Source organism: Agriterribacter sp. (assembly GCF_035445465.1).
In the GTDB taxonomy this organism is placed as follows: Bacteria; Bacteroidota; Bacteroidia; order Chitinophagales; family Chitinophagaceae; genus Agriterribacter.
Genome location: NZ_DAOMQT010000023.1, coordinates 13,633 through 25,600 on the forward strand (window position 1 = coordinate 13,633; position 11,968 = coordinate 25,600).

At 42.0% G+C, this 11,968-nt stretch carries 5 protein-coding genes and 1 riboswitch; of the genes, 1 reads left to right on the forward strand and 4 read right to left on the reverse strand.

Going from position 1 to position 11,968, the window contains the following annotated elements; translation table 11 throughout:
- Nucleotides 1-2 precede the first annotated feature (2 nt).
- The 4 genes from PLE34_RS12535 to PLE34_RS12550 all read right to left on the reverse strand — a co-directional run bounded on the left by PLE34_RS12535 (nucleotide 3) and on the right by PLE34_RS12550 (nucleotide 9,969).
- Nucleotides 3-3,095 carry a SusC/RagA family TonB-linked outer membrane protein gene (locus tag PLE34_RS12535; RefSeq protein ID WP_324557495.1) on the reverse strand — a complete coding sequence of 1,031 codons (3,093 nt, stop codon included), beginning with the start codon at nucleotides 3,093-3,095 and terminating at the stop codon, nucleotides 3-5.
- Nucleotides 3,096-3,733: 638 nt separating this feature from the next.
- Complete coding sequence (locus PLE34_RS12540) at nucleotides 3,734-6,307, reverse strand: TonB-dependent receptor domain-containing protein (RefSeq protein WP_324557498.1); 2,574 nt, start codon at nucleotides 6,305-6,307, stop codon at nucleotides 3,734-3,736.
- A 150-nt stretch (nucleotides 6,308-6,457) separates the two neighbouring features.
- Nucleotides 6,458-7,678, reverse strand: a complete 1,221-nt coding sequence (locus tag PLE34_RS12545; protein ID WP_324557500.1) for a sialidase family protein — start codon at nucleotides 7,676-7,678, stop codon at nucleotides 6,458-6,460.
- Nucleotides 7,675-9,969, reverse strand: a complete 2,295-nt coding sequence (locus PLE34_RS12550) for a TonB-dependent receptor (protein WP_324557503.1) — start codon at nucleotides 9,967-9,969, stop codon at nucleotides 7,675-7,677. Before PLE34_RS12550 ends, PLE34_RS12545 begins: the two co-directional genes overlap by 4 nt.
- 341 nt (nucleotides 9,970-10,310) lie before the next feature.
- Nucleotides 10,311-10,430, forward strand: a riboswitch (SAM riboswitch).
- A gap of 140 nt (nucleotides 10,431-10,570) precedes the next feature.
- Here PLE34_RS12550 and PLE34_RS12555 point away from each other — a divergent pair.
- Entirely contained in the window at nucleotides 10,571-11,758 is a 1,188-nt protein-coding gene (locus tag PLE34_RS12555; RefSeq protein ID WP_324557506.1) for a trans-sulfuration enzyme family protein, read from the forward strand.
- Nucleotides 11,759-11,968 lie beyond the last annotated feature (210 nt).

Genomic DNA, 11,968 nt, shown 5'->3' on the forward strand with positions numbered 1-11,968 from the left:
TTCTAGTATGAAATATTTACACCAAACAAGAACGTGCGGGGCATCGGATAGGTTCCCAGATCAATACCTGTTGCTACTTCCGGGTTGTAGCCCTTATACCTTGTAAGGGTTACAGGATTTTGCGCAGTGGCAAATAAACGAACCCGCAATGACGGCAGCTTACGGGAAGCTAACCACGCCTTATCAACAGTGTACCCCAGCGTTATCGTTCTGATCCGGAGAAAGGAAGCATCTTCCACGTACCGGCTATCCAGCTCCGATGAAAAAGGAGCACTGGTAATCCGCGGTACTGTATTAGAAGGATTGGCCTCTGTCCATGCGTTCAGCAATGCAGATGAAGCATTATACGCATCATTGGGTCTTTCTAAGTAGCGGCGTAACTGGTTGTATACGCTATTGCCGCTTGTTCCCTGCAACAAAACAAACAAATCAAAACCGTATGCATTTACCGATGAAGAAAAACCATATATCAGATTTGGCTGTTTACTGCCCAAAACCACGCGATCGTTTTGGTCAATATGGCCATCCCTGTTCACATCTCTCAATTTAGGATCTCCGGGTTGCGGTATAGTATAGGATGGACTGGTAGGTAATTTAGAAACATCCTCTCCCTTTTGAATTATGCCGTCAAATACCTGTCCGTAAAATGAGCCTAAAGGTTCGCCAACACGCAAAATCTCCACTCCCAGTATTCTCTCCGTCAGGTTATTGTACAGGCGGGTAATCTTATTTGTATTATGGGCAACATTGGCGGCTACGGACCATTGAATACGTTTCTTATCTATAACCAAAGCATTTACCGACAGTTCCACGCCCTTGTTTTCAAGATTACCTACGTTAACTAATTGTTCATTACTCTGCCCGAGATTCGGGGGAATGCGTATGAGCAGGTCTGAAGTTTTTTTATGATACACATCAACGGTAGCAGAAATCCGGTTATTCAGGAAACCGGCATCTACCCCAATATTATACTGGGCTGTTGTTTCCCATTTCAGGTTTTCATTTCCGTTGTTGCCTACACTATATGCCACATTACCTCCATAATACACTGCTTCCAAAAGCTGCAGATACTCATAATCACCAATTTCCTGGTTACCTACCTGGCCTGCGCTCAACCGTAATTTTAAATTACTGAGCTGTTGGAAATCCTTCAGGAAGGATTCTTCATTGATATTCCATGCCAGGCCTAAAGAAGGAAATATTCCCCATTTGTGATTTTTGGCAAACCTGGTGGAGTAATCACTTCTGAAATTGGCCGTCAGATGATACCTGTCTAACAACGAGTAATTTACTCTTCCCAATAATGAATGCAGCCTACTCTGTGTTGCCCCGCTAAAGATCGGCCTGCTGCCATATGGCTTACCATCCTGTAAATTATTCACACCCAGGTCTTCGTTTGTAAAGCTTGAGCTCAGGGTTGTAATAAAGTTGTTCCTGGTATGCTGAAAAGTATATCCTGCCAGCGCATCAAAAGTGTGCTTATCGTTTATCCGTTTTGCATACGACAAAGTAAATTCAGACAAAAGGATCTCGGTCTTTTTATTACCAATACCTCCCACACCCTGCGGTTCAAGTCCGAGAGCCGTATAGGAAGGTGAAAAATAATGCTGGGTGGTATACCCTAAATTACTGCCAACACTAACTTTTGCAGTAATGCCGCCCTCCGATTTATACTGGGCATACACGTTTCCCAATATAGAGGAGTATTCGGTTTGCGCCGTACTTTTTAAAAGGTCGGCTATTGGATTTGCGGTAGTATCTCCTTCTCTTAAATACGCGTATTCAAAAGGATTATTGAGGTTATATCCGCCGCTGGCATTATAAAATGGCAATACCGGCGGCATATACAAAGCGTACGTCAGCGAATTGGTAATACCTGCAGAATAGGGAGAGCTGTTATAATTTACAGCTTCAAAAGTAGTGAGCGTATTTTGGGTGCTTTTACTACCTGTGAGGTTTACACCTATTTTCAACCCGGGCAATAAAGTACGATCATAATTTGCCCGGCCAACAAATCGCTTGAAGCCGGAGTTAAGCACTACACCCTCCTGGTTTAAATAATTACCGGAAAGAAAATACTGCGATTTTTCATCACCGCCGCTAATGGAAAGCGCATGGTTCTGCGTGGTACCTGTTTGCAACACTGCCTTTTGCCAGTTGTATCCCTGGCCCAGTTGTGCAATCTCCTGGTCGCTATAGCCGGGTTTGTTAAGGAAATAATCTTTCTGCAAGCGGGCCCATTGTGTTGCATTGAGCAGATCCAGTTGTTTGGCTGAATTGGCTGCTCCAAAAGAATATTGATAGTCAATTAAACTTCCGCCTTTCTTACCCTTCCTGGTAGTGATCAGTATAACGCCATTGGATCCGCGTGAACCATAAATAGCCGTTGCCGACACATCCTTCAGCACCTCGATGGATTCTATATCGGAAGGATTGAGAAAGGAAAGCGGATTAAGCTCACCTTCAATTCCTCCTAAACCAACTTTTGTTGAAGCATTATCACTGAAATACAGGAATCCGTCAATTACAAATAAAGGATTATTACTCGCATTTACAGAGTTCCCTCCCCTGATGCGAATGGTTGACGGTGCACCAGGCTGTCCGGATCCCTGTGTTACGTTTAAGCCCGCTACGGCTCCTCCAAGCAAACCATCAATGGTAGGAGATACATTATATTCTAAAATTTTCTTCGAAACTGAGGTCACAGCTCCAGTAAGGTCTTTACGCCGCTGTGTACCATATCCTACAACAACCACTTCATTCAATTCATTGATATGCTGAGATAAAGAAATGGTAACAGGATTATTTACCGAGCGTAATGCTTCTTCACCTGGTTTATAACCAACAGAAGTTATTACCAGCGTTACAGGGAAAGCCTTTACTGACTGAAGTGAAAAAAAACCTTTTGTATCACTTAAAACCTTGTTATCGGTTCCTTTTTCACTTATAACTGCACTAATTACCGGTTCATTCGTTTTGCTGTCTATAATATAACCTTCAACAATATGGTTTTGTGCCTGCAGCACTGAAAAACAAAGAAAGAGACCTGTAAATAACCATATTTTTTTTATACACACCCTAAAAAGAAAACTCATATTGCAGTAGTTAAAAATTTTAATTCAATGTTTTATCAGTGGAACATATTTATCATCAGGCGAAAAAAATCTTTTGAAAAACGGATTGCTATCATTAAATAAACAGGCGGTAACAACAATTCATTCTACAAATTCTATTAGTCCACAAAATTAGTAGACTATAATTAAATACCAAAATTTTTTTTAACCTCATTACAATAAATTTTCTGAATCTTTACATAAACCATAACCCTTAAGGATTGTCGCCGAAGTAATGAAAATAACTTAAAACATGGTTAGTATTACTACAACGAATTGTAGTAATAAACATGATTCAAACGTGATAAAAATCAATTAAACATCATCACTTACGGGGATAAAAGGCATAGCTATAAAGCTAAAGTGGACATCAGCCACAAAGGACATCGTGACATGGAATAGTCAATATGGTTACTACGCTTCATAATTAAATGCAAAACTATATTATTTATATTAGTCTACAAATATTATAGACTAATTTATTTTTATTTTTTTTAAAAGGATACAGGCGTCATTTAAACCAGGAATGTCCAAACAATTGCTTTCCATCGCCTGCATTAGCTATCATACCTGAATATCCGATGACAGGGCTAAACCAGTATAACAATTAATCCGTTGGTTTATAATGTAAATTTTGCGCCCGCATAAACCATCCTGCCAGCTACCGGCCCCCAAACCAAGGAAGCATCGAAATATTTACCGAAAGGATTTTCCGCATCAAGGATCAGCATCTTTTGCCTGTAACCGGTTAAATTTTCGCCACCGGTATATATCTCCCATTTTTTACCGAATTTCCTGGTTACCTGGGCCATCATTTGAATGAAAGCAGGCGAATAATCACTAAGGCGTAAACCTTCGGGATTTGAAGCCGTATAGGGTATCCGTTTTCTGCCATACCACTGTGTGGTATAATCGAATTTCCATTTATCTGAAATTTTATACTCAAAATTTATAAAGGCCCTATGCTTAGATATGAGTGGCTTTTCCTGCAATGCTCCCTGGTAATCCGTTTTTACATCAAGCCACCTGTAAGCGAGCCGCAGATCAAGTTTCTTTAACAGCTCATAATTCAATTCTACCTGGATATTGTTTGAATATGATTTTCCATCAAGATTATAGAAGTTTAATTCCCGCGGGGTTGCATCAAAATCAACAACGGTTTGATTGATAAAATCTGTTCTGTACGCATCTATACTTACAATACCGGCACGTTCGTACAACCTGAAGGAATGAAGAAAGTTGATGCCCACTGTCCAGGCTTTTTCGGGGTCAAGACCGTAACCAAAACTCTGCGTTGGATTTATTACCCGGTATTGTCTTGAGCTTACAAATGCTGCGGTATTCTCCGAAAAAATATTGGCCATTCGGAAACCCGATCCTGCAGAAATACGAACGTTGGTTTTTTCTGTAAAATCATATTTTAAGTTAAGTCTTGGAGTGGTAATCCATCCAAAGTAATTGTGATGATCTGCACGTAATCCGGCAATTACAGACAGGTTAAATGGTGTGGTATAAGTGTATTCAAAAAAGGCTCCCGGTATTATTTCATTACGGGTGTACAGGAATGTTTCACCTGATGTGCCGGGTTCCCCATGATCATGCCCGGGTTCACCCGGCTCATCCGTATGACCGGTGTGATCAGCGGTATATATTTCACGATAATTTTCATTGCTGAAGCTTACCCCCGTTCTGTATTTGTGTGCGGTTGTGCCAATGATGGACTGATAAATAAAGTTGGCATAAATGTTTTTCTGATTACCTGTATAGGTATTTATTCCATATACAGATTCATTATTGTAAATGTTGCCGGAAAAAACGAATCCTATGCTTTTATATTTATGCTGCGGGAACACATAACCCAGTTTCCCGGTTATGGCGTATTGTTCCGTATTCATATCCACGTTGTAGTGATCGCCGGGTACATCAGCACTGTGATGCGAACCGCGCTGTCCTGCATATCTTTTATCGTTCAGCGCTTTTACAGCAAACTGACCAACCCATCCTTCATTATTCATATACTTCCACCGGTTAATAATATTGAACTGCCGTCCTCCAGGCATATCAACAAACCCATCATGATTTCCATCATGCCTCCATACAACAGCGTCGGTATGGCTCAACAGCGCAGTGCTCCATTTGTCATTTAACCTTTGTGTAAAATTAATATTGCCTTCAACCCGCCCCATACTGTTAACATAACTATTTACCAGTAAGCGCCCGGCATCGTCTGGTTTTTTCTCTTCAACATTTATTTGTCCTGCAATGCTTTCATAACCATTTACCACGGAGCCCACTCCCTTGGTTATTTGTATGCTTTCAATCCAGGGACCAGGGATAAAGGTAAGCCCATAGCTACCCGGAAGACCTTTTAATTCCGGTACATTTTCGGTAAGTAACTGGGTATAAATGCCCGACAGTCCCAGTAATTGTATTTGCTTTATGCCGGTAACCGCATCTGAATAGCTTACGTCAACGGAAGGGCTGGTTTCAAAACTTTCAGAGAGGTTACAGCAGGCTGCTTTTGATAATTCAGCAGCGCCAAGGTTTACAGTATTATACACATTACGCAATGTTAGGTAGGCAGGCGCTTTTCTTGATGTTATTGTTACGCCCTTCAGGTTAACGGATGCCGCATTCTTTAATGTAAGCGTAATGAAATCTGTATTTGTTATGGTTATGGTATCCGGTGTCAATTCCGTGTAGCTTATAATTACAGGTGCAGGAACTGTAGATTGAAATTGAAACACACCGGTGCTGTCGGTAATAAAGCGCTCCCCCGAATGAAGATTCTTTACGGTAGCGCCTGCTACCGGATAAATTTTTCCTTTAACTGTTTCTTCAAGTATTACGCCAGATATGCTATGTAATATATGCTTTGGATCAGCTTTGTTTGTTCTCTGGTAATGACAGCATGAAGGCAGTGTTTTATATACTTCCTCAGACGCTTTAAACAATTCATTATCATGTCCCGCCTCCGCAATTTTTTGCTGAATGAGGATTTTAGATGTTACCGTGCTGTCAAATTCAACCAGGAGTTGATTTGTTTTACTATTCCATGTAGCACGGGCGGTAGATTTGAGCCCCAGCGCCGACTGCTCTATCCGTTCCTTACACATTTCGCAATTACCTGATACCCGGAAAGTTTCAGTAATTACATTATGAGTCTGGGCAACAGATCCCAAACTGAAAAGCATACATGTAATGCCTGTATATATATATTTATTATTTCGTATCATAACTTAACGGATCTATTCTTATCATTAATAAAGTGGCTTACCGTGGGTGCATTTCAAATTGTTGCCGGTTGGTGTAGACACCAACCGGGGCGGTCCACAGGAAGCAAGTCAAAGCGGTTTTATTATCTTATAAAAAACCTTTTCCTCATCATCCGGTTGTTTTTTACCGGAGAAAGCCACTATAAACTGGTTGCCAAACGGCTTTATTACAGGAAAAGACGCGTAACCGGTGCTGTCTGTTAAATACGTTGTTAGCATTTTTTTCCCGCACGGAGACCTGATTTCGAGGCCTATGCGATTGCCTTTTGATGCGCTTTCATCCCATACGATCAATTGTTCACCTGCTTTGGCAACTGCTAACTGGGGGTGTTTGGCGGAAGGCCTGCTACTCACAGCATCTCTTTTTGAAAACGTTTTACCATTGTCTTTTGAAGCTGCATAAAAAACACCACTGCCATTTCCCGAAGTATACCAAACAAAAGAAAGACCTTCGGGTGTTTGTGCTATGGCAGGCCCAGTGTGCGGGCAGCCATTGATCACCCAATTATCAGGACTGATACGTTCAGGCGGCGCGAAGGTATTTCCGTTATCAAAAGAAACGGCATGAACCATATCTCTTATTGAATCATTAATTATTTTCCTGTAAACGGCATGCAGGTTTCCCTGCTGATCAGCAAACAGGTCTGTACGGCAGCAGGGGCAAACGGAAATGTCAACAGGCTTTTCATTTTCCAGTTCGCTATTGCTGTCAAAAGTTGCAAAGTACAGGGTTGAGCCTTCCTTGTCTGTGCTCTTCCGGCTATCGAGCCAGATTACTCCTACCGTGTTATCCTTTAATATTTCTATATCAAAATAGCGTTGATCAACACTGTTTGTATCCTTACTTAATGTTTTGCGGGTTGTCCAGTTCTTACCCCCGTCTAATGACCAGCTATAATAAACAAGTCCCGAATAAGGATTTTCAGGATTGGGATTTGACGCTCCCCAGGCGGCCAAAATTTTTCCGTTTGGAGCTATGATTACCCTGGGTAAATTTTCACCGTGCGGATATGCATTATCACTGCCGGGTACCGTTATTGCTGAGCCGAAGTGAGTTCCATTTTCAGATACCGCATAACACAATACAGATGCCGTATCTGAGATATCACGCAACCAGCTTATAACCGTTATTCCATCCTTTCCTTTAAACAGGTTGGGGCAGGATCCTGAAAAAGCGCTATCCTTCGCAATTCCCCATTCGTCTGTTGCAACCTGCTTCAACTTTTGCTCCCTGGAGTTACAGGATAAGAGAAAAATGAGCAGAAGGCTATACACCGTAAATTTCATCATTGATTGCTTTTGTTGATCTTCCATGCAATACCAGCATTAATTGTTCTGAGCTGACCGGGGCGATATGTGGTTCCCCACGAACTTTTTTCTACCGTAGTAGCATATACAGCATCTCCTACGTTCAAACAGTTTACCCAAACCTCTACCGATTTAAACTGGTACCCTGTTCTGGCGTTAAAAATGTTAAAGCCTTTATATTTTGCGGTATTTTCCGGGTCGGTATGATAGCCTCCCATGCCCTGCCACTCAAATGAAATTCTAAAGCCTTTAAAAAAATGTGGCTTGTAACTAACCTCACTGTTGATAAAATACGGAGGAGCCTGGCTCATGTGATGACCCGAAAGATTTTTATCGTTTCTCACATAATCTTTATATTCATGGTGAGCAATGGTTCCGCCGGCTCTTAGTGTTAACCCTTTCACCACTTCATAACGGGCATTTGCCTCCATACCATAATGTGTTGTTTCCCCTACATTTTGGTTTTTGTAAGTTCCATCCACCTGTCTCACACTCATTATCTCATTTTTACCATCCATTTTATAAAGCGCGATATCTGCATTTCCTCTTCCCTCATTAAAGCCTGACCAGCCTCCTATCTCATAGTTGTTATAAGTTGAGGGCTTAAGGGTAGGCACCTGTACGCCTGTAAATAAGTCTGTGATATTGGGTGGTGCAAAGCCTACGCTATAATTAGCGTATAAACCTTTGGTATTTGTAAAGCCATACGTAAATCCAACTTTGGGAGTGAAATACGAAAAATAATTAGAAGCGTCTGCAGCTCCTGAATAAGATCCGGGCGGAAGCAGGTTCCTGAAATCGTAATCCATTCTGTCGTACCGCGCCGCTACAAGCACCTTAAGCTTTTCTACAGGGTTAATTTCAAATTGCGTATAAACGGCGGAATTAAAGAGATCAACTTTATAATTGGTAAGCACAGAATCGGTAGTTGTATATGCATAGTATACCTTGTCTGCATTAACATCTATATCAATGTAGTTTGCATAGTAAGTAGCGGGGCTGAAATCCACGCTAACACCCGTGATCCACCTTGCATTAAGGAAGTTGAAATTTTTTCTGTGCTGGGCAATGACGCCATAGCTGCTAAATGCGTCTTCATTAATTTGTCCCTTAGCTTTAGCAGGGTTGCCGGGTACAGCCCCAATACTGTAAAAAGGGTTTTGACCTATTGCCGTATTCCGGTGAAACAGTGTTATGGTTGTTTTATTATGCTCATTCCAGGTATGCTCAAACGCTGCTTTCAGCCTAAAAGCATTTACTTTCCGGTAAGTGAACCTGTAAAAGCTTTCATAGTCTTTACCGTAAAATTTGGTACTGTCTAACCCGCCCACCTGGTCTGTTTTATAGTTGATATAATCCGCCGTAAAATTCAACAGGCTTTTTTCGTCAAAGTGATAGTCGGCACGGAATGTTAACGCAAGCTTTCTGAAATCATTATGTTGCCTGTCATCCTCATTTCTATCCGCAAAATAACCTCCTGCATATAATCCTAACTTTTTAAAAGAATTAGAAGCAAAAAAATCGGTTCTTTTATACCCGCGGCTGCCCGCTTCAATTTGAATTTTACCGGAAGGGGCCTGGGAGGGAGCAGGTGTAATAAAATTAACAGCGCCGCCAACAGCCTCACTTCCATATAATGAAGAAGCCGGCCCCTTAATTACTTCTACCCGCTCTACTGCTGCCTGGTTTATTTCGATCAACGCGTTGTGGTTAAAGTCGCCAACGGTACGGATAGGAACACCATCTTCCAGGTACAGGTACATATTGCTGTATCCCATAGGCTGGCGTATAGACATGGCATGTTGTTCGTTGCCCAGATCAACCATAAACACGCCAGGTACCTTGTTCAGCAACAAATCAAGACGTGTAGCCTTGGTGTCATTAATCGTAGTTTTTGAAATAGTGTGTATAGCAATAGGAGCTTCTGACCGGGGTTGCAGCTCTCTGTTCGCTGATACAATTACTTCTGCAAGCTGCGTGCCTTCAGGCTGAAGAAATACCTGGATAAGTTTATCTGAAACGGGAAGTTTCTGATACTTATAATTTACGGCTGAAATAATGATGCTGTCAATCCGGGCAGCCGGTTCAAGTACAAATAATCCGGACTTATTGGTTTTTGTAAATATTTTTTTGTTGGCAGATGATATGCTCACATCCGGAACAGGAAGCCTGCTTTCTTTATCAAACACATATCCGCTAATGCGGCTCTGCGACTGAGCCTCAGTTCCAATAGTTGCCAAAAGAACGAATGAAATGAATAACCTCAATGACATGGGATCTAAAATTGTTAGTTTGGAAAACAGTTGCTGGTATAACAGGGTTTTGTTATTTCTGTGGAGTACTACATCGAAGTGTGTTCAGCATTTTTTTCATTTGTTGTACAGGGATTGATTTTGTAAAAGGAGAGGCAAAACTAATATCAATTTATTAGTCTACCAAATAAGTAGACTAATAAATTATTTTAATTTTTTCTTTTGCTGCAGGCGCGATGCTCCTGCCCTGTTTTTTTGATTTTATGATCAGCGTCAATAAATATTTACTCAAAAAAATTTGCTGGTAAGAAAATAATGCCATTACCTTTGCTGCAGTTCTTTACACCGTATGATTTACGGAATACTTATCAAGAAAGGTGGAGGGTAATGGCCCTGCGAAGCCTTGACAACCTCCTTTTATGCCGCATGGAATAAAAGGGAAGGTGCCAATTCCATCACGCCAACGGCGTGGGAGATAAGCCAGATTCATAGCTCCGCAATATGTGTAACACAATATTTGAAGCTCGTCTGATTTATCGGACGAGCTTTTTTGTTGCTCCCCGGTATGCTTTTTTGATAAGTGTTCTTTACCCAATTAATTCACATTTTAAATCAAAAAAAGATGAGCAACAACGCAACAAGCCTTATTCACAGCATTCCCGTTGATCCTTTAACCGGAGCTATTGCCGTACCCATTTACCAAACCAGCACATTTATCCAGGAAGCCCCCGGTATAAATAAGGGTTATGATTATGCCCGCACCGGCAATCCTACCAGGCAGGCGCTCGAAAACCTTATTGCCACGCTGGAAAAAGGAACCACAGGCATTGCTTTTGCCAGCGGACTGGCAGCTATTGACGCGGTAGTAAAATTATTGGAAAGCGGCGATGAAATACTGGCGGTGGATGACATCTATGGCGGCGCATTCCGCCTGTTCACACACATTTACGGGAAATTCGGCGTCACTGTAAACTACGTTGATACAACGCGGGCCGAAAATGTTTTTAACGCCATTACTCCCAAAACCAGGCTGATATGGATTGAAACACCTACCAATCCTACGTTAAAAATTTCCGATATCCGGGCCGTGGCTGCCATTGCAAAGGCCAGCGGGTGTTTGCTGTGCGTAGACAATACCTTTGCATCACCGGCGCTTCAGCAGCCACTTGAGCTGGGTGCAGATATTGTCGTTCATTCTGCTACCAAATATCTTGGCGGCCACAGCGACCTGATAGCCGGTCTTGTGATCACCAAAACAAAAGAGTTAGGCGAAAAAATAAAATTCATTCAAAACGCGAGTGGCGCCATTTTGGCTCCGTTCGATAGCTGGCTGGTGATACGCGGCATTGAAACTTTACACCTGCGCGTAAAGCAACATTGTTTTAATGCCCAGGCTGTAGCAGCATTTCTACAATCACATCCCGATGTTGACCAAGTTTATTACCCGGGATTAAAATCGCATTTCAATCATGCCATTGCGGCTCAGCAATCAAAGGGTTTTGGCGGTGTTGTTTCTTTTACCCTCAAAGATGATACAGAAGAAGCCGCCACTGCATTTGTTACTTCCACCCAATATTTTAAGCTGGCAGAAAGCCTGGGCGGTGTAAAAAGCCTGTTGTGCCATCCCGCACAAATGACCCACCTGTCTATTCCGGCAGAAAAGAGGAAAGCCGCCGGCGTTGCAGACAGCCTCATCAGGCTAAGCGTGGGATTAGAAGATGCCGGTGACCTGATCAGTGATCTGCAGCAGGCGTTTGAAAAAATTAAAACCAGGCAGCATTCAGTAAAAAAGCCGGTGGCTCACATATAGCACGCAATCATGCAAAAATATTTTAGGCAGAAAGAGCGCCGCATATAAACAGGTGTATTTAATAGTATGTGTTAAGCATTACTTTTGAAATACACCTGTTTATCAGCAAACGCTATACGAAAGGGATACCGCTACAGGGCTTTATTGCCGGCAGCTCTGCCTGATCCTGGCAGGTTTTCAGAAATTGAGCATCAGAACTGAACTTAATCC

Excerpts from the sequence above, each read along its gene's own strand:
- PLE34_RS12535 (WP_324557495.1), bottom strand. The coding sequence starts at position 3,095 with ATGAGTTTTCTTTTTAGGGTGTGTATAAAAAAAATATGGTTATTTACA.
- PLE34_RS12540 (WP_324557498.1), bottom strand. The coding sequence starts at position 6,307 with ATGCTTTTCAGTTTGGGATCTGTTGCCCAGACTCATAATGTAATTACT.
- PLE34_RS12545 (WP_324557500.1), bottom strand. The coding sequence starts at position 7,678 with ATGATGAAATTTACGGTGTATAGCCTTCTGCTCATTTTTCTCTTATCC.
- PLE34_RS12550 (WP_324557503.1), bottom strand. The coding sequence starts at position 9,969 with ATGTCATTGAGGTTATTCATTTCATTCGTTCTTTTGGCAACTATTGGA.
- PLE34_RS12555 (WP_324557506.1), top strand. The coding sequence starts at position 10,571 with ATGAGCAACAACGCAACAAGCCTTATTCACAGCATTCCCGTTGATCCT.